Genomic DNA, 26,005 nt, shown 5'->3' on the forward strand with positions numbered 1-26,005 from the left:
GCCCGGGAAGCCTGGCGGCATCATCCCCTTCATACTCCGCATCATCTTCGCCATCCCGCCTTTCTTCATTTTCTTCATCATGCGCTGCATGTCGTCGAACTGTTTCAGAAGGCGGTTAACGTCCTGTACCTGCATGCCGCAGCCGGTAGCAATACGGCGTTTACGGGAACCTTTGATGATTTCCGGCTTAGCGCGTTCTTTCATCGTCATCGAGTTGATGATGGCTTCCATACGCACCAGCACTTTATCGTCCATCTGCGATTTCACATTGTCAGGGATCTGACCCATACCCGGCAGTTTGCCCATCAGGCTTGCCATACCGCCCATGTTTTTCATCTGCTTGAGCTGCTCAAGGAAATCGTTGAGATCGAAGCCGTCGCCTTTTTTCAGCTTGCTGGCTAATTTCTCTGCCTGCGCGCGGTCAACTTTGCTTTCGATATCTTCGATCAGCGACAGCACGTCGCCCATGCCGAGAATACGTGAAGCAATACGATCCGGGTGGAACGGCTCCAGCGCTTCGGTTTTCTCGCCGACACCGAGGAATTTAATCGGCTTGCCGGTGATATGACGAATAGAAAGCGCCGCACCGCCACGAGCATCACCATCAACTTTGGTCAGCACCACGCCGGTTAATGGCAGCGCTTCGTTAAAGGCTTTTGCGGTATTGGCGGCATCCTGACCGGTCATCGCATCGACGACAAACAGCGTTTCTACCGGCTTGATAGAAGCGTGGACCTGTTTGATTTCGTCCATCATCGCTTCGTCAACGTGCAGACGACCGGCGGTATCCACCAGCAGCACGTCGTAGAATTTGAGTTTGGCTTCTTTCAGCGCGGCGTTGACGATATCGACCGGTTTTTGACCGACATCCGACGGGAAGAAGTCCACACCAACCTGCTCGGCCAGCGTTTCCAGCTGTTTAATCGCCGCCGGGCGATAAACGTCCGCGGAGACCACCAGCACTTTCTTCTTGTGCTTCTCACGCAGGAATTTCCCCAGCTTACCCACGCTGGTGGTTTTACCTGCCCCCTGCAAGCCCGCCATCAGCACGACGGCAGGCGGCTGAGCAGCCAGATTCAGGGTCTGGTTTTCTTCGCCCATTGCCGCAACCAGCTCGTTACGGACAATCTTGACGAATTCCTGACCCGGCGTCAGGCTTTTGTTAACTTCATGACCAACCGCTTTCTCTTTTACGCGATTGATAAACTCACGCACTACCGGCAGCGCTACGTCAGCCTCCAGCAGCGCCATGCGCACTTCGCGCAGCGTCTCTTTAACGTTGTCTTCAGTAAGGCGTCCACGGCCACTGATATTGCGCAGCGTGCGCGACAAACGATCGGTTAAATTATCAAACATTGTCTCTCGCCTGGGGTGGAAACGGTCGGTCGCGACAGCGACACATCAACAGAAATTTGTCGCAGTATAACATGAAGCCGCCTTTGTTGTTATGCAACGGTTGGAGCAGCGGTCACGTAACGCTATACTGCTTTTCTTTATCACTGGCCAACTGTCGACACCTAATATGCCCGTTTTTGCTCTGCTCGCCCTTGTCGCCTACTCAGTCAGCCTCGCGCTGATTATTCCCGCTCTGCTGCAAAAAAACAGCGGCTGGCGGCGTATGGCTATTCTTTCTGCGGTCGTCGCGCTGGTAAGCCATGCTATCGCCCTGGAAGCGCGTATCCTGCCCGGCGGTGAAAGCGGACAAAACCTGAGCCTGTTGAACGTTGGCTCGCTGGTTAGCCTGATGATCTGCACGGTAATGACTATCGTCGCTTCCCGCAACCGTGGCTGGCTATTACTGCCCATTGTCTACGCCTTTGCTCTGATCAACCTCGCCTTCGCGACGTTTATGCCTAACGAGTTCATCACCCATCTCGAAGCGACACCGGGCATGATGATTCACATCGGGCTATCGCTGTTTGCTTACGCCACGCTGATTATCGCCGCGCTGTATGCACTGCAGCTGGCCTGGATCGATTATCAATTGAAAAACAAAAAACTGGCGTTCAGTAATGAAATGCCGCCACTGATGAGCATTGAGCGGAAAATGTTTCATATCACCCAGATCGGCGTGGTTCTGCTGACGCTCACTCTGTGTACTGGCCTGTTTTACATGCATAACCTGTTCAGTACTGAAAATATTGATAAAGCCGTTCTTTCTATCGTGGCATGGTTTGTCTATATCGTTCTGTTGTGGGGGCATTACCATGAAGGCTGGCGCGGACGTCGCGTCGTATGGTTTAACGTCGCAGGCGCAGTCATTCTGACGCTGGCCTATTTCGGCAGCCGTATACTGCAGCAGTTCGTGAGTTAAATCTTTAAGGAACCCTACGTGGAACACATCTCCACCACCACGCTCATTGTCACGCTTCTCATCATGGTGGTCATTTCCGCCTATTTTTCCGGTTCTGAAACCGGAATGATGACTCTGAATCGCTATCGTCTGCGGCATCGGGCCAAGCAAGGTAATCGTCAGGCAAAACGCGTTGAAAAGTTACTTCGCAAGCCGGATCGCCTGATAAGCCTGGTACTGATCGGGAATAACCTGGTGAATATTCTGGCCTCCGCGCTTGGCACTATTGTCGGTATGCGCCTGTATGGCGATGCCGGCGTCGCCATCGCCACCGGGGTGCTAACGTTTGTGGTGCTGGTTTTTGCCGAAGTACTGCCAAAGACCATTGCCGCGCTGTATCCAGAAAAAGTCGCCTACCCGAGCAGTTTTTTGCTGGCCCCCCTGCAAATCATCATGATGCCGCTGGTCTGGTTGCTTAATACCATCACCCGTCTGCTGATGCGCATGATGGGTATCAAAACGGATATCGTGGTGAGCGGTTCGCTGAGTAAAGATGAACTGCGAACGCTGGTGAATGAATCACGCTCCCAAATCTCACGTCGTAATCAGGATATGCTGCTGTCCGTGTTGGATCTGGAAAAAGTCAGCGTCGATGACATCATGGTGCCGCGCAGTGAAATCATCGGCATTGATATTAACGACGACTGGAAATCAATCGTGCGCCAGCTTTCGCACTCCCCCCACGGTCGTATTGTGCTGTACCGCGACTCACTCGACGATGCCATCAGTATGCTGCGCGTACGCGAAGCCTGGCGATTAATGGCGGAGAAAAAAGAGTTCACCAAAGAGACCATGTTACGCGCGGCTGACGAAATTTATTACGTCCCGGAAGGTACGCCCCTCAGCACCCAGCTCATTAAATTTCAGCGCAATAAGAAGAAAGTGGGTCTGGTGGTCAATGAATATGGCGATATTCAGGGGCTGGTCACGGTCGAAGATATTCTGGAAGAGATTGTCGGCGATTTCACCACGTCAATGTCACCAACGCTTGCCGAAGAGGTGACGCCGCAGAATGATGGCTCAGTGATCATTGACGGCAGCGCCAACGTTCGTGAAATCAATAAGGCGTTTAACTGGCACCTGCCGGAGGATGACGCACGTACCGTGAACGGTATTATTCTTGAAGCGCTGGAAGAGATCCCGGTTGCCGGCACGCGAGTGCGTATTGGGCAGTACGATATCGATATTCTCGACGTGCAGGATAATATGATCAAACAGGTACAAGTGTTGCCGGTTACACCGCTGCGCGAGAGCGTATCGGACCAGTGAGAGGAGTCCGGACCGGGTAGCGCATCAGCATTACCCGGCCCGAGGCTGATTAGCCTTTGGCTTTCGCCACGGAGACCATCGCCGCACGGATGGTACGTCCGTTCAGGGTATAGCCTTTCTGCATGACCATCAGCACATTACCGGCAGCAACGTCGTCAGACTCTACCATTGCAATGGCCTGATGCACGTTCGGGTCCATCGGCACATCGATATCCGCAACCACCTGCACACCAAACTTCGCCACCACATCCAGCATTGACTTACGCGTCAGCTCAATACCTTCAATCATCGGCGCCATCGCATCATTGTCTTTGTCCGCCACTTCCAGCGCACGATCCAGACTGTCCAGCACCGGCAGCAGCTCGTTGACGAATTTTTCCAGCGCAAATTTATGCGCTTTTTCTACGTCCAGTTCGGTACGACGACGCAGGTTTTCCATTTCCGCTTTGATACGCAACACGCTGTCGCGCTCGCGAGTTTCGGCCTCAGCAAGCTGAGCTTCCAGATTCGCAATTTTTTCATCGCGCGGATCCACCTGCTCAGCAGAAGCGTCTGGTTCAACCGCCTCAACTTCTTCGTGCTGATCCATGATAATTTCTTCCGGGGCTTGCCCCTCAGGCGTTTTCTGTTCTTTACTACTCATGAATTTCTCCGCGTTTTTTTCGCATTCATCTCGCTAACCTGGATTATTATGGGGATAAGATTCAGGGTTTCAAGGGAAGTACTCACATTGTCACTAATCTTCGTTACAAGGACCTCGAGAAAATGAACAATCATTTCAAGTGTATTGGCATTGTGGGGCATCCACGTCACCCCACTGCACTGACCACACATGAAATGCTCTACCGTTGGCTGTGCACCAAAGGTTATGAGGTTATCGTGGAGCAACAAATCGCTCACGAGCTACAGCTGAAAAATGTGAAAACCGGTACGCTCGCGGAGATTGGCCAGCAGGCAGACCTCGCCGTAGTCGTCGGTGGCGACGGCAATATGCTGGGCGCTGCGCGCACCCTGGCACGTTATGACATCAAGGTTATCGGCATTAACCGTGGTAACCTCGGTTTCCTCACCGACCTCGATCCAGACAATGCCCACCAACAATTAGCCGACGTGCTGGAAGGCCACTACATCAGCGAAAAACGCTTTTTACTCGAAGCCCAGGTATGCCAGCAGGATTGCCAGAAGCGCATCAGCACCGCAATCAACGAAGTGGTACTGCATCCAGGCAAAGTGGCGCACATGATTGAGTTCGAAGTGTATATCGATGAAATCTTTGCTTTCTCTCAGCGTTCGGATGGGCTAATTATCTCCACGCCTACCGGCTCTACCGCCTACTCGCTCTCTGCCGGAGGTCCAATTCTGACGCCTTCTCTGGATGCTATTACGCTGGTACCGATGTTCCCGCATACGCTTTCTGCGCGTCCGCTGGTGATCAATAGCAGCAGCACCATTCGCCTGCGCTTTTCTCATCGCCGTAGCGATCTGGAGATCAGCTGCGACAGCCAAATCGCCCTGCCGATACAGGAAGGGGAAGACGTATTGATCCGCCGCTGTGATTATCATCTGAACCTGATACATCCAAAAGATTACAGCTATTTCAATACATTAAGTACAAAACTGGGCTGGTCAAAAAAATTATTCTAATTTAACGCCAACCTCTTTACTGTATAAAAAACCAGTTTATACTGTATGTAATTACAGTTATGGTTTTTCATACAGGAAAACAGCTATGTTGGCACAACTGACCATCAGCAATTTTGCTATCGTTCGTGAACTTGAGATCGATTTCCAGAACGGCATGACCGTCATCACCGGTGAGACAGGTGCGGGTAAGTCCATTGCCATTGATGCTCTCGGTTTGTGCCTGGGCGGGCGCGCAGACGCTGACATGGTGCGCGCAGGCGCTGCGCGAGCTGACCTCTGCGCCCGTTTCGCCTTAAAAGACACCCCGGCAGCTTTGCGCTGGCTGGAAGAGAACCAGCTTGAAGATGGCCGTGAGTGCTTGCTGCGTCGCGTTATCAGCAGCGACGGCCGCTCCCGTGGCTTTATTAACGGTACCGCCGTTCCGCTGTCACAGCTTCGTGAGCTGGGCCAGCTGCTGATTCAAATCCACGGTCAGCACGCGCACCAGCTTCTGACGAAATCCGAACACCAAAAATTCCTGCTTGATGGTTACGCCAATGAAGCATCCCTGACCCAGGAAATGACCGCGCGCTATCAGCTATGGCACCAAAGCTGCCGCGATCTGGCGCATCATCAGCAACAAAGTCAGGAACGCGCAGCACGGGCGGAACTGTTGCAATATCAGCTAAAAGAATTGAACGAATTCAACCCGCAGCCGGGCGAGTTTGAGCAAATTGATGAAGAGTACAAGCGTCTGGCTAACAGCGGGCAATTGCTCACCACCAGCCAGCAGGCGCTGGCTATCCTCGCGGATGGCGAAGACATCAATCTGCAGAGCCAATTGTACACCGCAAAGCACCTGGTCACTGAACTCGCAGGCATGGACGGCAAACTTTCCGGGATCCTGGATATGCTGGAAGAGGCAACCATTCAGCTCAGTGAAGCCAGCGATGAACTGCGCCACTATTGCGATCGTCTGGATTTAGACCCTAACCGTTTGTTCGAACTTGAGCAGCGTATTTCAAAGCAAATCTCGTTGGCACGTAAGCATCACGTCTCCCCGGAAGCGTTGCCGCAGTTCTATCAGTCTTTGTTAGATGAGCAACAGCAACTTGACGATCAGGCCGACTCGCTCGAAACCTTAACCCTGGCGGTGAACAATCACCACCAGCAGGCGCTGGAAACAGCAAAAAGGTTGCACCAACAGCGCCAGCATTATGCAGAGGAACTGGGACAACTCATTACCGAGAGTATGCATACCCTTTCGATGCCGCATGGTCTCTTTTGCATTGATGTAAAATTTGATGAGCACCATCTGAGCGCGGACGGCGCCGATCGCGTGGAGTTTAAAGTTACCACTAACCCGGGTCAGCCGTTACAGCCGATCGCGAAAGTGGCTTCTGGCGGCGAGCTGTCGCGCATCGCTCTGGCTATTCAGGTTATTACCGCACGTAAAATGGAAACCCCGGCGCTGATTTTCGATGAGGTTGATGTCGGCATCAGCGGTCCGACGGCTGCGGTTGTGGGCAAAATGCTGCGTCAGTTGGGGGAATCAACCCAGGTTATGTGCGTAACTCACCTGCCGCAGGTTGCTGGTTGTGGTCATCAACATTTCTATGTCAGCAAGGAAACTGACGGCGCAATGACGGAAACACACATGCAGCCGCTTGATAAACGCGCGCGTCTGCAGGAGTTAGCCCGCTTACTTGGCGGAAGCGAAGTCACGCGCAATACCCTCGCAAACGCAAAAGAACTGCTGGCGGCATAAACTTTTTTCCCTTGTGAAGGTCTGAGTTCAACATAAAATCGCCGACCGACCCGACAGCAAAAGGTTTTAAAGTGGTGAAAGGTCTATTATCATCGGCATATTACATATGAGCCGCGTACTGCTCGGGCCCGAAAAGGAATCAAATCACTATGCGCTGTAAAACGCTGACTGCTGCTGCAGCAGTACTACTGATGTTGACTGCAGGCTGTTCCACTCTGGAGCGAGTGGTTTACCGTCCTGACATCAACCAGGGAAATTATCTGACACCGACCGATGTCGCCAAAGTGCGTACAGGCATGACGCAACAGCAGGTTGCTTATGCTCTGGGTACCCCGATGATGTCCGATCCTTTTGGCACAAACACTTGGTTCTATGTGTTCCGTCAGCAACCTGGACATGAAGGCGTAACTCAGCAAACGCTGACGCTGACCTTTAACAGCAGCGGCGTATTGACCAACATTGATAACAAACCTGCCCTGGCCGACAACAAGTAGGTTTGAGAGATCAAAAAAAGGTGCTCAATGAGCACCTTTTTTATTGTCTGTTATTTTTTAGCGGATTTCTCTGCTCGCTGCCTGCGCAGCTCTTTGGGATCGGCAATCAGCGGCCGATAAATTTCCACCCGATCGCCGTCATGCAGAACATCAGCAAGCTTTACCGGACGGCTGTAGATGCCCACTTTATTTTTGCTGAGATCGATATCATTACGCAATTCCAGCAGCCCGGAAGCGCGGATAGCCTCTTCCACCGTTGCGCCCTGCTGCAGCGTTACGCGCTGTAAATACTGTTTTTCGGGCAGCGCATATGCCACTTCAACGACAATTTTAGCCGACGCTGACACTGTAAACCTCTTTCGCGCGAACCGTGAAAGCCTGCACCATATTCGAAGCCAGCTCTTTAAAGATGCGGCCAAACGCCAGCTCGATGAGTTTATTCGTGAACTCGAAATCGAGATGAAACTCAATGCGACACGCGTCCTGGCTTAACGGCGTAAACTTCCAGCCGCCAATCAGTTTCTTAAACGGTCCATCGACCAGATGCATCAGGATGCTCTGGTTACTGGTTAGTTGGTTACGCGTGGTGAACGTTTTGCTAATCCCTGCTTTGGAGACATCCACTGCGGCCGTCATTTGTCCCGGAGTCGACTCCAGTACGCGGCTACCGGTGCACCCCGGTAAAAACTGGGGATAGGATTTAACATCATTCACTAACTGATACATCTGCTCCGCACTGTAAGGTACTAAAGCGGTCCGGCTAATCTGAGGCATAACAATTTCCATCAATATCAATCACACAAATAATACCATTTATCACTCGCTAAAAAAAACGCTATAGCCCAACTCGTGCTAAGATAGCGCCTTGCGCCCCGCTGGATGAAATGGGGTGTTTTTCGATTCCAGATTACCTATACTGAGCGGCATTATGACGAAGAAAAAAGCACACAAACCTGGCTCAGCCACAATCGCGCTTAACAAACGCGCACGACACGAATACTTTATCGAAGAAGAGTTCGAAGCAGGACTCGCTCTGCAGGGCTGGGAAGTCAAATCCTTGCGCGCAGGTAAAGCTAACATCGGCGATAGCTACGTTATACTCAAAGACGGCGAAGCGTTCCTGTTTGGCGCCCACTTCACACCGATGGCCGTTGCCTCAACACACGTGGTATGCGATCCCACCCGTACCCGTAAACTACTGTTAAACCAGCGCGAACTCGACTCTTTGTATGGTCGTATGAATCGGGATGGTTATACCGTAGTAGCACTGTCGCTGTACTGGAAGAACGCCTGGTGTAAAGTAAAAATTGGCGTCGCCAAAGGTAAGAAACAACACGACAAGCGCTCCGACGTGAAAGAACGTGAATGGCAGGTGGATAAAGCACGTATTATGAAAAATGCCGGGCGATAACCTTCTTTTCTCTGTGGCCAGTCTATCACCATGATGACTGGCCTTTATTTTTTAGTTATTGAAAGTCGCACAATACATTCATAGTAATTATAGATTCCATTGCTGAATCGTTCAGTTAAAAATACGAACCCCAGCCTGCAGGCAAGCAGTAGTCCAATAAAATAAAACTTCAAGTACTCCCGCGCGCTATTTTTCATCTTTCAAAATAGCATTATTATTACTGTTGTTTATTATTAACAATAAATAACAAAAACAACAATTACAGCAACTTATAAATAAAACCTATTTATCGAAACGTTTAACTCATTTCGATGCAAAATATCACCATATGTTTTTAATATCTGGACATTGCAGAAACTTTTCTTTCTGACTATATCATCTAATACGAAAGAACTATTTTGGTGCTCAGACTACGACTTAATTTTTTCAGAAACTGATACCAGTAAATCTTATCCATGAAATTACATGTGTAAGTTCATCATTATGATGAACGAGGCACCTGTCTGCTCATTTTCCCGGCACGCCGTTGCGGATTAATACTCCCGACCTGCCATCAGGAGTGAACATATGCGTCTACTCGCCGTTGTATCGAAGTTGACTGGTGTTTCTACCAATGTTGAAGCCTCTGAAATTACACTCAACTCACCTTCTATTGTGAAACTGTCCGTTTCACGTGAGGAGGTCAGCCAGTTGACTCGTGTTAATCAGGATCTGCTTGTCACACTCCGTTCAGGTGAAACCATCACCATTAAAAATTTTTACGTCGGAAAAGGTGATGCGCAAAACCAGCTCGTTCTGGAAGACAGCAATGGCGCGCTATGGTGGGTTCAGGATACGGATGGTGCTTTCCATTTTCAGCACCTGGATGATCTCACGCCGCTGATGACGGCCGAAGGCAGTCATGACGGAGGCGCAATCTGGCCCTGGGTCCTTGGCGGGGTTGCGGTCGCTGGCGGAATTGGCCTTGCTGCAGGAGGTGGCGGCGGTGGCGGCGGCGGGAGCGGCGGGAGCGGCGGGAGCGATAATAATGCCGGAAACGGTAATGGTAGCGGCGGCAACGGTAATGCCGGAAACGGCAATGGTAACGGCGGCAGCGGTAGTGGCGATGGCGATAACGGCGCGCCGCCAACAACAACCCCCAATATGCCAGACATGCCCGTCATCACCAGCGTAATTGACGACCAGGAGCTTATTACCGGCCTTGTCAATCAACAGGAGTCCACCAACGATAATACGCCTGAACTCCAGGGTACCGGCCCGGCAAATGCCACATTACATATTTTTGATAACGGCGTCGAAATAGGCCAGGTTACTATCGATGCCAACGGCCACTGGTCGTTTACCCCCTCATCCCCTCTTGCAGACGGCACTCACCAGTTTACCGTCAGCGCGTCAAATAATGCGGGTAGTAGTGGGATGTCAGACAGTTGGGTGATTATTGTCGATACGCTTGCCCCTGATACCCCCGTGGTTACTCAGGAAATCGACAATGTCGGTTCCATTACCGGTCTTATCGCCAATGACGGCGAAACCGACGATGCCACGCCAACTCTCACTGGTACTGGCGAAGCAGGGAGTACCATCAGCATCTATGACAATGGCATCCTGATTGGTATGGAGCCAGTAGATGACAATGGTAACTGGACCTTTACGCCTGATACGCCCCTCAGCGACGGCGTTCACAATCTGACGCTGACGCAAACTGACGCCGCAGGTAACGTGAGCGCGGAAACGAGCCTGCCGACATTTACCGTTGATACGACCGCGCCTGCAGGCGCGGTGATTTCCGCAGTAAACCTCGAAGGCACCACGGTAACGGGTAGAGCGGAAGCAGGAAGTCTGGTCACTATCATTGGTAGTAATAGCCAGGTTTTAGGGGCAATAACGGTCGATCAAACCGGCAATTTCGTCATCGCGATTTCCCCCTCACAGACGCACGGCGAAGCGTTGCTCGCGAAGATTCAGGATAAGGCGGGCAACATCGGGCCAGATACCCCATTTTATGCCACAAATTCCGGCTATCCGGGCGTACCCGTTATCGTCAGCGTTATGGATGATGCCGCACCGTCAATCGGGTTATTGAGCAACAATCAGGCCACCAACGATCAAACGCCAACGCTCTCTGGCACTGCGGACGCTAACAGCACCGTTAACATTTATAACAATGGTACGATTATCGAAAGCGTGGTTGCCGACGCCAATGGCAACTGGAGCTGGACATCCGCCACGCCGTTGCCGGAAGGGCCGCACGCTTTCAGCGCCACGGCAACAAACCAGCTAGGGACAGGCGGTATGTCGCCAACATTTAATATTAGTATCGACATACAGCCGCCGTCGCCACCAGACGAGCTCAGCGTCTCCGCAGACGGCAGCGTTGTCACCGGGACGGCCGAACCGGGCAATACTGTCGTTATCACCGACAGTAATAACACTCCGATCGGCAGCGGCGTCGCCGGAGAAGATGGATCATTTACCATCCCCATTACCCCGCCACAGACCAATGGCGAAACGATTACCGCCATCGCGACCGATCCGGCAGGTAACCCAAGCCAGCCAGAAACCACGCTCGCGCCAGATATCACGGCCCCGCAGCCGCCCGCTAACCTGATAATTAATCCTACGGGCGATCAGGTTACCGGCACCGCAGAACCCAACAGTACGGTACATATTCTGGATCCAGATGGCGCGATCATTGGAACAGCAACTGCTGGCCCGAGCGGAGATTTCACCGCCACGCTGGTTCCGCCGCAGACTAACGGTGAACGCCTTAACGCGAATGCAACGGATGCAGCAGGCAATACCAGCGGTAACACTCCGATTACCGCACCAGATACCACAGCACCTGATGCGCCAACCGGCGTCATCGTCGCCGGGGACGGCGGTTCTGTAAGCGGACATGCCGAAGCGGGAAGCACCGTCACCGTCAAAGACAGCAACGGCAATCAGATTGGTGTTGGTCAGGCTGACAGCGGTGGCAACTTCACCGTGTCGATTACACCGTCACAAATGAACGGCGAAACGGTAAAAGTCACCGCAACTGACAGCAACAATAACGAAAGTCTGCCAACCTCGGCGCTGGCACCGGATATCACCGCACCAAACCTGCCGATTATCATTGCCGTGACGGATGATGTCGCGGATGTCATCGGCCCCATCAGTAACAACGGCTTAACTAACGACGATAAACCTAAACTCGAAGGCACTGCCGAGGCCGGAGCTCAGGTTAAAATTTACGATAACGGCGAACTGTTAACGACCGTCACCGCTGATCTCAACGGTAACTGGAACTATACGCCCACAACAGCGTTGACCCAGGGCGCGCACATATTTACGGTGACGGCAACCGATGCCGCCAGCAATACCAGTAGCGCTGCAAGCTGGAAAATAATTGTCGATAGTCTCGCTCCGACCGTCCCCGTGATTACGCTGATTAACGATGATGTCGGCAGCATCACAGGTAGCGTCGCGAACAACGGTTGGGTCACCAACGATAATACGCCAACCATATCAGGCACCGGTGAACCCGGTTCTTTGGTGAGCCTGTACGATGGCAGTTTGCTGATGACAGTCATGCTTGTCGATAGCACGGGAACCTGGAGTTATACCGTTCCGGCAAATCAGGCGCTCAGCGACCGCATCCACCAGTTTACAGTCTCTGCTACAGATGCCGCTGGTAACGTCGTCACCTCCTCCACCGTGGTCAGCGTTACCGTAGATACCCAACCGCCAGGCAATCCTGTCATTTTGACTGCCACCGACGACGTCGGGAATGCGCCGATTGATCTGTCCACCGGTAGCCGCTCAAACGATACTTTGCCGCTGCTGAAAGGGACCGGGACAGCCGGTTCTACCATCACCCTCTATGATGGCGCCACGTCGATTGGTAGCACAACGGTATTACTTGATGGCACCTGGAGTATTCAACTCAGCCAGCCGCTCAGTGAAGGTCCACATAGTTTGTCAGCAATTGCGACAGACGTTGCAGGCAACGCCAGTAACCCAGGTAATTTTACGCTGACCATTGATACCACCCCACCGCCAGCCCCGGTTATCAGCTCAGCAGAAGGTCTGATTGGCACAACCCTACAAACGTTGAGCAACGGTGGCAGTACCAAGAGCACGACCCCCGAACTGTCCGGAACCGGCGAGCCAGGCGCGACGATTACCCTTTACGATAACAACGCTTTTCTTGGTACCACCACCGTTCAGCCAAATGGAAGCTGGACATATACGCCGACAGGTCCACTGCCGGACGGTCCGCACAAATTTACGGCGACGGCGACCGATGTGGCTGGCAACACGGGGATCCCGTCAGCAGGCTTTACGCTGACGGTAGATAACCTGCCGCCAGCAAAACCAGAGCCGCCAACCATAACGGATGACGTCAACCCGATAACCGGCATCATCACTAACGGCATCACTAACGATACCACGCCAACCTTTAGCGGCACGGGCAACCCTGGCGATCTTATTTCTATCTACCTTGATGGCAACACTTCACCGCTGGGTACTGCGACCGTTGGTGCAGATGGCTCCTGGAGCTTTACGCCCACCAGCCCCATTAATCCGGACAATTATCAGGTCACCCTCACCGCAACCGATCCTGCTGGTAACGTCAGTCCACGTTCGGATGCTGTTGCCCTGGGGATTGATACGACACCTTCAGCGCCGCCGGTGATTATCGCCGCTAACGATAATGTCGGCGACGTCCAGGGCGATGTTGCGGCTAACGGCGTGACCGATGACACCACGCCAACCATTCGAGGTACTGGCACCGACGGGGATATCATTACTCTGTATAACGGCGGTACGGTGCTCGGCACAGCAACGGTGGCAGGCGGAACCTGGAGTATTACACCCGGGACGGCACTGACCAACGGGAGCTACACGCTGATCGCCACCGCAACCGATCCGGCCGGTAACATCAGCGACAGCTCAAACAGCATTTCGTTTACGGTTAACAACACGAAGCTGACCCTACCGCTGGTCACGGATATTCAGGATAACGTCGGCGTCTTTACCGGTTCGCTAATCAGCGGCAGCGTGACGGACGATACAATGCCAACCATTAGCGGGACCGGCACGCCGGGCAGTACGGTGTTAATTTATGACGGCAACAACGACACCGCCATTGCCACGACTATCGTTGCCGCGAACGGCAGTTGGAGTGTCGAAGTTCCCCTTACGCCCAACGCTACTCACACATTGACCTTCGGTGCCCATGATGGGGCCGGTAACGTACTGGCGGCAGATAATCCGCTAACGTTGATTGTCGATACGCAGCCTCCTGCCATTCCAGTTGTTACCAGCGTAGATCCTGATGGGACGAAAGTAAGCGGCACAGCAGAAATTGGCAGCACGGTAATTATCCGTAGCGGCAACACCGTTCTTGGTCAAGGAGTGGCTGACATTTTAGGGAACTTTACTGTCACGATTTCACCGGCACAAACAACGGGTCAGGCGCTCACCGCTATTGCCCAGGATCCTGCAGGCAATCAGAGCGATCCTGCGCCGTTTAACGCCGCCATCTCCAACGTGCCACATCCCCCGACTCTTGAGATTGTCGATGACATCGCGCCCATCATGGGGGTGATTGGCAACGGTAAAACTACGAACGACACCTTACCGCTGCTGCAAGGAACAGCTACCGCAGGGGCGACTGTTAATATTTATATAGATGGTGTTTTACAAGCCCCCCCGGTGATAGCCGACACCGTTTCTGGTGCATGGAGTTATCAGTTACCCACTGCGTTGACTAACGGCACAACCTATAACTTCACGGTGTCACAAACTGTAGGCGGCACTACCAGCGGTTTATCGCCCAACTACGCCATCACCATCGACACCACCGCTCCGCAGGTGCCAACTATCACCAGCATCATTGACGATGTTGCCCCAGGCACCGGATCGTTGGATAAAGGGCAAATTACCAACGACTCACGCCCGACATTCAACGGAACCGGCGAAGCAGGCGCAACCATCACGCTTTACGATAAAGGCGTTGCTTATGCCACAACCACGGTAAACAGCAACGGTTTCTGGAGCTTTACCCCGACCGATCCTCTGGGAGAAGGCGACCATCTCTTCACCGCTCGCGCAACAGATGCCGCAGGCAACCAGGGAGATCCGTCCAGTGATTTCCGAATCATTGTCGATACCCTGGCACCGGATGCCCCCTCCATTGTGACGGTCACAGACAACGTTGGTACAACTCAGACCCTGACCTCCGGACAGTTGACCAACGATAATACCCCAACGCTCGCGGGCACCACTGAAGCGGATTCGGTTGTGACCATCCGCGATAATGGCGCAGTGATTGGCACAACCACCAGCGATGAAAACGGCAACTGGAGCTTTACGCCTGCGCCTGCTCTCGGTGAAGGCAGCCACTCACTGACCGCCTCCGTCACGGATGGCGCGGGCAACATCAGCCCGGCCACGCCACCGTTTGTGGTCGTCGTCGACACGCTTCCCCCTGCTGCGCCAGTCATCACCTCGGTGATTGACGATCAACCCGGTAATACGGCGCTAACTAACGGACAGTTGACCAACGATGCGCTGCCAACGCTGAACGGTAAAGGTGAGATCGGCGCCATCATCACGATCCGTGATAATGGTAGCGACTTAGGGACAACTCAGGTGGATGCGTCGGGCAACTGGAGCTTTACGCCAGAAACGCCCCTGGGCCAGGGTCAGCATATTTTCACCGCCGTTGCCACCGATCGGGCAGGAAACACGGGCGGAGTATCATCATCGTTTACGATTGAACTGGACTCTATTGCCCCGTCAATACCGGTCATCAGCACGGTGCAGGACAACACCGCCCCGACAACAGGCCCAATAACAAACGGCCAGACCACGAATGAATCCCGTCCGGCCCTGAGTGGCACCGGTGAAATTGGCGCGACGATTACTGTCCTGAGCGACGGTCTGCCCATCGGCACTACGACCGTTGGCGCAAACGGTACCTGGAGCTTAACCCCAACGGATGCACTCAGTAACGGGCCACATACGCTGACCGTCACCGCTACAGACAGTGCGGGTAATACCAGCCCTCCATCCAATGGCTTCGCACTTATCATCGACACGGTGTTGCCGGGGACGCCGGTCATTACTCAGGTTGCGGATGATGTCGGTCCGGTAACCGGTAATCTGAACAACGGCCAGGCCACAAACGATACACAACCCACACTCAACGGCACAGCTGAAGCCAATTCGACGGTCAAAATTTACGATAACGGAACGTTTATCGGTTCAACCATAGCGGATGGGACGGGCGCCTGGAGCTTCACGCCGCCAGCTCTGGGCAATGGCAACCACGCGCTGACAGCAACCGCGACGGACGCTGCCGGAAACGTCAGCCCAGCGTCCGCTGGATTTAACATCGTTGTTGATACCGTCGCTCCCCTGGCGCCAACCATTATTCAGGCTTTTGATGACGTGCTGCCGGGTACCGGAACGCTGTCGAACGGAGCCTTTACTAACGACACCCGTCCGTTACTCAACGGCTCGGCGGAAGCGGGCGCCCGAGTGGCCATCTACGATAATGGCACGCTGCTGGCGACGGTGACTGCGGCGATAGACGGCACCTGGGAATATCTGCCCGCCACGCTGGGCAACGGTCAGCATGTGTTTACCGCCATTGCCACCGACGCCGCCGGCAACGTCAGCCCGGCGTCGAGTGGATTTACTATTAATGTCGACACGCTTGCGCCAACTACCCCGATACTGGTCTCGGTGGTCGATGACGTCGCAGGCGGCGTGTTCAATGCGGCGCTCAGCAACGGGCAACTCACTAACGATGCGCGCCCAACGCTGAACGGCACCGCTGAAGCAGGCAGCACCGTCAGTATCTATGACGGGAGCACCCTGCTGGGAACGGCACTGGTGCAGAGCAATAACAGTTGGTCGTTTACCCCAACCACGCCGCTGGCGAGTGGATCGCACACCTTCACCATCACCGCCACCGACGCGGCGGGCAACACCAGCGGCGCGACGGCCGGTTTTAGCGTCGTGGTGGATACTACCGCCCCGACGCTGCCTGCAATCAGCAGCATTATTGATGATGTCGGACCAAACACCGGCGCGATTGGCAATAATCAGCCAACCAATGACGCACGCCCAACGTTAACCGGCACCACCGAAGCCAATGCGCGGATCGATATTTATGATAACGGCATCTTCGTCATCAGCGTGACGGCGGACGGCAGCGGCAACTGGAGTTACACCCCGTCCACCGATCTTGCACAAGGCCCCCACTCCTTTACCATCACCGCAACGGACAGTGCAGGTAACACCAGCGGCACATCGGCTCCCGCAGCGATAGTGGTCGATACCGTCGCGCCAGGCATTCCTGGCGGACTTTCAGTAAACGCCACCGGCACGACGCTCACAGGCGTTGCCGAGCCCAACAGCACGGTCATCATTACCTCTAACGGCGGAACGGTGCTCGGTACGGCAACCGCGAACGCCTCCGGTAACTTCACCTTCACGCTGAACCCACCGCAAATCAGTGGGCAAACGCTGTTGGTTAGCGCACAGGATGCCGCGGGCAACATCGGTACAGCAGGCAACGTTCTGGCACCCTTTACCGGTGTACCGCCTGCGCCCGTTATTGCCAGCGTGTTCGATGACGTCGGCTCGGTCACTGGTCTGGTCACGGCGGGCAAAACCACCAATGACACCCTGCCAACGCTCAGCGGAACGGCGCAGGCTAGCGCCGTGGTCCGACTGTATAACAACGGGGTGTTCATGGGCGCCACGACCGCAGATGGCAATGGGCTCTGGAGCTTTACCCCAACCGGCGCGCTCAGCGAAGGTAACCACGCGTTTACCGCCACGGCAACAAATGCCAACGGCACCAGCGGATTGTCCGGTTCGTTCAGCGTGATTGTGGATACCACCCCGCCATCCGCGCCAACAATACTGATCAGCGCCGATGGCGGAACCGTAAGCGGCGTCGCCGAAGCGGGAAGCACGGTCACGATCTCTCTACCCGGCGGCACCAGCGTGACGGCCATCGCCAACAGCAGCGGTGTCTATAGCGTCAACTTGCCGGTTCGCCAGATTGAAGGTCAATCGCTGTCCGCCACGGCGACCGATGCAGCGGGTAATACATCATCGCCTACAAGCGTTATCGCCCCGGTATTGCCGTTGCTGGCCGAAGACAACATTACCCGTCTGCCGCTACAGACTGATGTGACCGTCAGCACCGAGCATAAAAGCGATTATGGTTTCCTGTTGGTCAACGCGCTGGGTAATGTGGCGAACGTGCTGGGGGACGATACGGCAACCGTCAATTTTAATATCGCCTCTGGCGGCAGCGGATCCATTACGATCAATGCAGCCGCGACCGGCGTGGTCCTGTCACTGCTAAACACGCTGGAGATCGTGATCCAGCGATTTGACACTACGCTGAATGCCTGGGTGACGGTAGTGGATACCGGCCTACCCAACTTTGCCAGCCTTCTCACCTTAGGCGCTTCTGGCGTAACGCTTAATTACAGCGGACTGACGGGGGGCGATTACCGTGTCGTAAGCTATAACACCAACCTGCTGGCAACGGGCTCTTACACCAGCCTTGATGTCGCGGTGGTGAAAAGCAGCGCCGGGACCATCATCGGCGGTACGACGGAATCTGGCAACATCATCACGGATATCGATCCCACCAACGGGCAGGATAACGCGCCTTCTGGCACGCTGGTCACCTCCGTTACCGACGGTAACGGCAACATCGTGAGCGTCCCGGCGGGCGGTATTGATGTGCAGGGGAAATACGGCATCCTGCATATTAATCAGAACGGTAGCTATACCTACACCCTGACCAATACGTCAATTTCAGTGTATGGACGCTCCGAAAGCTTCACCTATACGCTGACGCATGGCGCAGATAGCTCATCGGCAAAACTGGTGGTAACGCTGGGCCAGCCCCCAGCGACCAGTACAGTCACAGCAGCAGATGATATTGCCGCGCTGACTTACGGGACACAGGTCATTGCGATCGATAATGGAACGTCAAAACAAACCGGCTTCACGCTCGTTAACGTTGGACTGGGTAATGTGCTGGACGTCAGTCTGGTTAACGGCCTGACCAACCCTATCAAATTCAACGTGGATGATGGCGCAACCCGCACGCTGACCGTGCAGGCGAATGTTCTCGGCGTGACGGTGGGCGGTTTTGATCTCTACATTTATCGCTTCAATGAGTCTATTCAACAATATGAACAGTTCCGTGTGAAGCCCAATTGGGTCACCGCGGTGTTAGCCGGCGGCTCTACGGAATACACCATCACGCTGCCTGGCGGAGACTATCTGTTCCTGCTTAACGCTTCCGGCGGTCTGGCTCTGGCAACCACCTATACACTGGACATTAAGGCGGATCATACCTACGCCGTAGACAGCCTGAGCGCGTCGACCAACGGAAATCTGTTGGTCAATGACTCGGCTCCGGCCAATACCGTTATTACCGAGGTGAACGGCGTCGCCGTTAACGGGACGGGCATCACAACCATAAACGGGCAGTACGGCACGCTGACTATTGATGCGAAGGGGAACTACACCTACACGTTAAAAAGCGGGCTGGGCGCGGACGGCATCAACACCCCTGACAGCTTCGTGTATAAGGTCCGGGCGCCAAACGGCGACACCGGCAGCGCGTCGCTGAACATTACGGCAACCCCGCAGGCACTGGATGCCGTCAATGACATCAGCCCCCTGATGGCGGTCACCACGCAGGCGGATACATCCCGGTCGTTCACCGATAATAGCGTCGGTAACGCCAGTTGGAACGCCCAACTCTTGTCAGCAACGTCACAAAATGGCACAGGAACTATTGAGGTTGCAGCGGGAACGGCGGTGCAAAATGCCATCCTGCATTTTAACGTCGCTTCAGGTCTGACGCTGGGCGGACTAACCGTCACCTGGACACTGTACGACAGTAATAACGTCAAGGTGACTAACGGCTCGTTCAACGGCGGATTGCTGGTTGGCGGCAATATTGATATTGCCCTGAGCGGGATCGTACTGCATAGCGGTAACTACCGCCTCGATTACACCGGCAGCGTCGGTGCCCTGGGCTTGGGGAATATCACCATCACCCCAAGCGTAAAAGGCACGATAATCGATCTGCAAAACTTCGAGACCTCCGCCGCAAACAGCGTCACGGGCAATATCTATGACGGAGATCATATTGCCAGCGTGCATACCCTGCTGACGGTGAACGGCACTGGCGGTAGCACTGCCACATTGGATCCGCTTGGCAACACGACCAGCGCCATCATTAACGGTCTGTACGGCAAACTGACCATCGGCATAGACGGCCATTACACCTATGCCCTCAACAGCGATGTTTCACTGGCCTCCATCACGACCAAAGAGACGTTCAACTACACCCTAAACGACCAGCAAGGCCATACCGATACCGCCACGCTGACCATCGACATGAATCCGCAGGTCGTGAGCACCGTGGATGCCGATCGTCTGACCGGCAGCGCATACGGCGATACGCTGATTTATCACCTGCTTAATGCCAACAGCGCAACCGGAGGGAACAACAGCGACAGTTGGACCAACTTCTCGATGGCCCAGGGCGACAAGATCGATATCCACGAACTGCTGAGCGGATGGAACCATCAGGCTTCTACGCTTGGGAACTACGTACAGGTCACCACCAACGGATCCAACACCGTGATTGCCATCGACCGCGACGGCACGGGGGGAACTTATCAATCCACCAACCTCATCACCCTGGAGAACGTCAACACCACGCTGAATGAACTGCTACAGAACAACCATCTCATCACGGGTGGTTAATCCATAAAGCTCCGGGCGCCATGACGCCCGGAGCAACTGCCGTAACGGTTGTATTTTGAAAGGGATGAGATATGGGAAAAGTCATGCCCGTGGCATTACTGCTGGCATTAACACTGTGTTCCATGCGGGTGAATGCCGAAGATGAGCCGCAAGTTATTACGCCGGAAGGGTTGGCAAACAGCCAGATGCTTCCAAGCCTTGACGGCTCCGTCGCCGATCTGCCGCTAAGCCCTGCCGCCCCCGGTACTCTGACGCTGAACGATGCCGTGAATCGTGCCGTGAGCTGGCACCCTTCCATTCGTGAATCTATCGGCAAACTGCTCTCACAGAATGAGCAGATAGACGTGGCGAAATCGAAATATTACCCGCAGGTAACTGCCGGAATGAACAACGGCTACAGCAATACTTACACCGACCACGGTTTTAGCCCGGCCCTGGTTATTTCGGTGTCACAAATGCTGTATGACTTCGGCAAAGTGGCCAGCCAGGTCCGCGCTGAAACGGCAGGATCCGCGCAACAACAGGCTAATGTGTTACTCAGTATTGATACCATCGCCCACGCGACCGCCAACGCGATAGTCCAGGTGCAGACGTGGCAACAAATGGTGGACGCCGCCGAGGAGCAACTCTCCGCTCTGAACGGCATTGGCCGATTGACCCGGCAACGCAATGATGAAGGCGCAACCTCACTATCAGACGTGGTGCAAACCGATGCGCGCATAGAGTCCGCACGTTCGCAACTGGCGCAGTATCAGGCCAATCTCGACAGCAGCAAGGCAACGCTGATGAGTTTTCTCGGCTGGAACTCGCTCAACGGCATCAGCAATGAATTTCCCGGCAAACTGGACAGCAGTTGTGATGTCGTTAAACCCGACGATAAGCTGGTTCCTGCCGTGCTGGCGGCGTGGGCGCAGGCGAATGTGGCGCAGGCCAACCTCGACTACGCCAACGCGCAAATGACGCCGACTATCTCTCTGGAGCCGTCGGTTCAGCACTATCTCAACGACAAATACCCCAGCCATGAGGTGCTCGACAAAACCCAGTACTCCGCATGGGTAAAAGTTGAAATGCCGCTGTATCAGGGAGGCGGACTTACCGCCAGACGCAACGCCGCCAGTCATGCGGTTGAGTCAGCCCAGTATTCCATTCAACGAACCCGGCTTGAGGTACGGCAGAAATTACTGGAATCCCGCAGCCAGGCGATGAGTCTCGCCACCGCTCTGCAAATTCTGCGACGCCAGCAGCGACTGAGTGAACAAACGCGCGAGCTGTATCAACAGCAGTATCTGGATCTTGGCTCTCGCCCGTTGCTCGATGTGCTTAACGCCGAGCAGGAGGTGTATCAGGCGCGTTTTGCTGAACTCCAGACCCAAAACCAGCTACGCCAGTTACAGCTGAACTGCCTCTACAACACCGGCTCGCTACGCCAGGCATTCGCCTTAAATAACCGCAGCATTCAATCGGTGGAGATACAGCTATGAGCGACGTCGATTCACATGCGGAAGAGGCCATTGGCGAACAGGCCCTGAGCCAGTGGGCGCAGGCGATGACGTATATTGCCAGCCACTATCGCGTCGCCTGCTCCCCCGGCGCAATCCAGGCCAACGCTCCATGGTTTGCAGGAAAAAACCGCACCCTCGCGCTGACGCAACTGGCGCGCCAGGCAGGCCTGTCATTTCACGCACTGGATACCACAAAGCAGGCGTTCAGCCAGTGGCGTTTACCGGTAGTGGCTGAACTGCGCGACGGCCAAATCATGGTGCTAGAACATTTCAACGGTGACGATGCGCTGGATGTTTTTATCATCGCCGAAGAGGGGCAGCGTAACCGGCTGACGGTTGCAGAGCTTGTGCCGGAGATCGTAAGCATTACCGCGCTGCGTCCGCTTTCGGCGCTAAAAGACAGTCGGGTAGACCGCTATATTTCTCGCTTTAAGCCCGACTGGATGCGCGAACTGGTTTTACAGGATATCCGCCCTTACCTGCCGGTGATGGTTGCCGCTTTCCTGATTAACGTTCTGTCGCTCGCCGGGATTATCTTTTCGATGCAGGTCTACGATCGGGTGATTCCGGCCCAGTCGTATCCGACCCTGTATGTTCTCTCAACCGGCGTTCTGGTGGCGGTACTGTTTGGCTTTCTGCTGCGCGAAGCACGTACCCACATTATGGATCTGCTGGGTAAACGCGCCGATATGCGCATTTCCGATCGGGTGTTCAGTCATGCCCTGCGGCTGCGTAATAGCGCCGTACCTCGCTCTACGGGGAGCTTTATTTCTCAACTCCGCGAGCTGGAGCAGGTTCGCGAGATGATCACCTCCTCGACCATGTCGACTATTGTCGATCTGCCTTTTTTCTTTCTGTTTATCGTGGTATTGGCCTGCATTGCCCCGCCGCTGGCATGGATAGCGCCCGTCGCCGCCCTGCTGATGATCCTGCCTGGTTTACTGTTACAGAAGAAGCTGGCGGTGCTCGCCAACCAGGCCGCACATGAATCCACCCTGCGCAACGCGGTACTGGTTGAAAGCGTTCAGGGGCTGGAGGACATCAAGCTGATGCAGGCGGAAAACCGCTTTTTACAACAGTGGAACAGCTACATCCGCATTACCGGAGAGTCCGGACTGCGCACGCGCAAGCTGACTCAGGGGCTGATTGGTTGGGGCATGTCGGTACAAAGCCTGGTCTACGCCGCCATTATTATGTTCGGCGCGCCGATGGTCATTGAAGGCACGATGACCACCGGGGCCGTGGTGGCCGCCTCCATGCTCGGTTCCAGAATGATTGCCCCAATGGCTAACCTGTGCGGCGTGCTGGCCCGCTGGCAGCAGGTCAAAGCAGCGAAGATGGGGTTGGACAGCATCATGCAGCTCCCCACCGAAACGCAGTACGATGAAGATCGGGTACATCAGGAGATTCTTCACGGTCATTATCTCTTTGAAAACGCGCACTTTCGCTACCACAGCGACGATCAGCGCGTGCCGCTGCGTATCTCACGTCTGGAGATCATGCCCGGGGAACGAATAGCGCTCCTCGGTCGTAACGGCGCGGGGAAATCAACGCTGCTGCAGGCCATGGCGGGCGGCGTGGAGATTATTCAGGGCGAGGTCCGACTCGATAACCTGAGCCTGGCGCAAATCGATATGGCCGATTTACGCCGCAACATCGGTTTTCTCAGCCAGAATGCGCGGCTGTTTTTCGGCACCCTGCGTGAGAACCTGACTCTTGGCGCGCCGCATGCCAGCGACGCGCAGATATTCGACGCGCTGGAGGTCAGCGGCGCAGCGGCTTTCGTTAAACAACTCGCCAAAGGGCTGGCGCATCCGATTATGGAGGGCGGCAACGGTCTGTCCGGTGGACAGCGGCAGTCGATACTGCTGGCAAGAATGCTGCTGCGCTCACCCAATATCGTGCTACTGGACGAACCCAGCGCTTCACTGGATGAACATACCGAGCGGGAGTTTATTCAGCGGCTAAACCTCTGGCTGGGCAACCGTACACTGATTGTCGCCACCCATCGCGTGCCGGTTCTGGAGCTGGTCGAGCGCGTGGTGGTATTGAAAGAAGGTCAACTGGTAATGGATGCCCCGAAAGCGCAGGCATTGAGTGCAAGTCGGGCACCTGTACCTACTCACGGTCGGGAGTGGAAAAATGAAAACCAATCCGCATGACGCCGCCATGGACGATCTGGATATCCGCCGCGAACACCATTTTTCCGGGGCCAGCCGCATTATTCTGCTCAGCACGCTGTTATTTGCCGTGCTGGGTATCTGGGCGTATTTCGGTAAACTTGATGAAGTCTCGACCGGCAGCGGGAAAGTGATCCCCAGCTCACGTGAGCAGGTATTGCAGTCGCTGGATGGCGGGATCCTCGCCGAGCTGACGGTACGCGAGGGCGATAAGGTGCAGGCCAATCAAATCGTAGCACGCCTCGATCCTACCCGCTCTGAGTCCAACGTTGGGGAAAGCGCCGCCCGCTATCGCGCCTCGTTGGCTTCCAGCGCGCGGCTTAATGCTGAAGTTAACGATCTGCCGCTGACCTTTCCCGATTCACTACGCGCCTGGCCGGATCTCATCGCCTCCGAAACGCGTCTGTATAAAAGCCGCCGCGCGCAGCTTGCTGATTCCATGGCGGAACTGCAGGACGCGCTGGTCTCAGTCAATAAAGAGCTGGCCATTACCCAACGTCTGGAGAAAAGCGGCGCCGCCAGCCATGTGGAAGTGCTGCGCCTGCAACGACAAAAAAGCGATCTGGGATTAAAAATCACTGACCTGCGTTCCCAATACTTTGTGCAGGCGCGTGAAGCGCTGTCTAAAGCCAACGCCGAAGTGGATATGCTGGCGGCCATTTTGAAAGGACGTGAGGATTCCGTCACCCGGTTGACCGTGCGCGCGCCCATGCGCGGCATCGTGAAAAATATCCAGGTCACCACCATTGGCGGGGTTATCCCACCCAATGGCGAAATGATGGAAATCGTGCCAATAGACGATCATCTACTCATTGAAACCCGTCTGTCGCCGCGTGATATCGCATTTATTCACCCTGGCCAGCGAGCGCTGGTCAAGATAACCGCTTATGACTACGCCATTTATGGCGGTCTGGAAGGCGTAGTTGAAACCATCTCTCCGGACACTATTCAGGATAAAGTGAAACCGGAAATCTTCTACTACCGCGTGTTTATCCGTACCCATCAGGACTACCTGGAGAACAAACTGGGACGCCAGTTCTCCATCGTACCGGGCATGATTGCCACAGTGGATATAAAAACAGGTGAAAAAACCATCGCCGACTATTTAATCAAACCGTTTAATCGGGCTAAAGAAGCGCTACGCGAGCGGTAAATCCTTGAGGATTAGGGGTTGTGGGGGCTGGTCACGCGTGTCACAAGTCTGTTATACTTGCTCTAACACATTGGGGCTGATTCTGGATTCGACGGGATTCGCGAAACCCAAGGTGCATGCCGAGGGGCGGTTGGCCTCGTAAAAAGCCGCAAAAAAATAGTCGCAAACGACGAAAACTACGCTTTAGCAGCTTAATAACCTGCTCTGAGCCCTCTCTCCCTAGCTTCCGCTCTTAAGACGGGGATCAAAGAGAGGTCAAACCCAAAAGAGATCGCGTGGATGCCCTGCCTGGGGTTGAAGCGTTAAAACTAATCAGGCTAGTCTGGTAGTGGCGTGTCCGTCCGCAGGTGCCAGGCGAATGTAAAGACGAACTAAGCATGTAGTACCGAGGATGTAGGAATTTCGGACGCGGGTTCAACTCCCGCCAGCTCCACCAAATAA

14 protein-coding genes and 1 other RNA gene are annotated in these 26,005 nt (G+C 54.5%); 11 read left to right on the plus strand and 4 right to left on the minus strand.

Annotated elements, in window-relative coordinates; translation table 11 throughout:
• On the minus strand, nucleotides 1-1,356 hold a 1,356-nt coding region (ffh, locus tag JSN25_RS21865), incomplete at its 3' end, for a signal recognition particle protein (protein WP_204525347.1).
• Nucleotides 1,357-1,522: 166 nt separating this feature from the next.
• On the opposite strand from ffh, the gene JSN25_RS21870 reads away from it, so the two are divergent.
• Both JSN25_RS21870 and JSN25_RS21875 read left to right on the plus strand, forming a co-directional pair.
• The gene (locus JSN25_RS21870) at nucleotides 1,523-2,314 is read left to right on the plus strand and encodes a cytochrome C assembly family protein (RefSeq protein WP_042313291.1); all 792 of its coding nucleotides are present in this window, start codon (nucleotides 1,523-1,525) and stop codon (nucleotides 2,312-2,314) included.
• Between the two features lie 18 nt (nucleotides 2,315-2,332).
• Nucleotides 2,333-3,622 (plus strand): HlyC/CorC family transporter, encoded by a 1,290-nt coding sequence (locus tag JSN25_RS21875; protein ID WP_038642758.1) that lies wholly within the window; start codon nucleotides 2,333-2,335, stop codon nucleotides 3,620-3,622.
• Nucleotides 3,623-3,671: 49 nt separating this feature from the next.
• Here the strand turns inward: JSN25_RS21875 and grpE are convergent, their stop codons facing one another.
• Nucleotides 3,672-4,265: a nucleotide exchange factor GrpE gene (gene grpE, locus JSN25_RS21880; RefSeq protein WP_038642760.1), complete on the minus strand. Its 594-nt coding sequence runs from the start codon at nucleotides 4,263-4,265 to the stop codon at nucleotides 3,672-3,674.
• Nucleotides 4,266-4,387: 122 nt separating this feature from the next.
• Between grpE and nadK the strand changes: the two genes are divergently transcribed.
• From nadK to bamE, 3 genes are all read left to right on the plus strand, one after another.
• The gene (nadK, locus tag JSN25_RS21885) at nucleotides 4,388-5,266 is read left to right on the plus strand and encodes an NAD(+) kinase (RefSeq protein WP_038642764.1); all 879 of its coding nucleotides are present in this window, start codon (nucleotides 4,388-4,390) and stop codon (nucleotides 5,264-5,266) included.
• Between the two features lie 85 nt (nucleotides 5,267-5,351).
• A complete protein-coding gene (gene recN, locus JSN25_RS21890; RefSeq protein ID WP_110497112.1) occupies nucleotides 5,352-7,013 on the plus strand; it encodes a DNA repair protein RecN in 1,662 nt (553 codons plus the stop codon).
• Between the two features lie 149 nt (nucleotides 7,014-7,162).
• Nucleotides 7,163-7,507, plus strand: a complete 345-nt coding sequence (bamE, locus tag JSN25_RS21895; protein WP_199979056.1) for an outer membrane protein assembly factor BamE — start codon at nucleotides 7,163-7,165, stop codon at nucleotides 7,505-7,507.
• Nucleotides 7,508-7,557: 50 nt separating this feature from the next.
• Here the strand turns inward: bamE and JSN25_RS21900 are convergent, their stop codons facing one another.
• Together JSN25_RS21900 and ratA are read right to left on the minus strand one after the other, a co-directional pair.
• Nucleotides 7,558-7,854, minus strand: a complete 297-nt coding sequence (locus JSN25_RS21900) for an RnfH family protein (protein ID WP_038642768.1) — start codon at nucleotides 7,852-7,854, stop codon at nucleotides 7,558-7,560.
• Nucleotides 7,838-8,281, minus strand: a complete 444-nt coding sequence (gene ratA / locus JSN25_RS21905) for a type II toxin-antitoxin system toxin RatA (protein ID WP_038642770.1) — start codon at nucleotides 8,279-8,281, stop codon at nucleotides 7,838-7,840. Before ratA ends, JSN25_RS21900 begins: the two co-directional genes overlap by 17 nt.
• A gap of 154 nt (nucleotides 8,282-8,435) precedes the next feature.
• On the opposite strand from ratA, the gene smpB reads away from it, so the two are divergent.
• The 6 genes from smpB (at nucleotide 8,436) to ssrA (ending at nucleotide 26,000) form a co-directional block, all read left to right on the plus strand.
• Nucleotides 8,436-8,918 (plus strand): SsrA-binding protein SmpB, encoded by a 483-nt coding sequence (smpB, locus tag JSN25_RS21910; protein WP_204525348.1) that lies wholly within the window; start codon nucleotides 8,436-8,438, stop codon nucleotides 8,916-8,918.
• 567 nt (nucleotides 8,919-9,485) lie between these two features.
• The gene (locus JSN25_RS21915) at nucleotides 9,486-20,729 is read left to right on the plus strand and encodes a BapA/Bap/LapF family large adhesin (protein WP_204525349.1); all 11,244 of its coding nucleotides are present in this window, start codon (nucleotides 9,486-9,488) and stop codon (nucleotides 20,727-20,729) included.
• A 71-nt stretch (nucleotides 20,730-20,800) separates the two neighbouring features.
• A complete protein-coding gene (locus JSN25_RS21920; RefSeq protein ID WP_204525350.1) occupies nucleotides 20,801-22,210 on the plus strand; it encodes a TolC family outer membrane protein in 1,410 nt (469 codons plus the stop codon).
• Entirely contained in the window at nucleotides 22,207-24,393 is a 2,187-nt protein-coding gene (locus JSN25_RS21925; RefSeq protein ID WP_085048914.1) for a type I secretion system permease/ATPase, read from the plus strand. Before JSN25_RS21920 ends, JSN25_RS21925 begins: the two co-directional genes overlap by 4 nt.
• A 7-nt stretch (nucleotides 24,394-24,400) precedes the next feature.
• Nucleotides 24,401-25,564, plus strand: a complete 1,164-nt coding sequence (locus JSN25_RS21930) for a beta-barrel domain-containing protein (RefSeq protein ID WP_110498798.1) — start codon at nucleotides 24,401-24,403, stop codon at nucleotides 25,562-25,564.
• A gap of 72 nt (nucleotides 25,565-25,636) precedes the next feature.
• Nucleotides 25,637-26,000: a transfer-messenger RNA gene (ssrA, locus tag JSN25_RS21935) on the plus strand.
• Nucleotides 26,001-26,005: the final 5 nt, after the last annotated feature.

Source organism: Citrobacter cronae (assembly GCF_016893685.1).
Classification (GTDB): Bacteria; Pseudomonadota; Gammaproteobacteria; order Enterobacterales; family Enterobacteriaceae; genus Citrobacter; species Citrobacter werkmanii.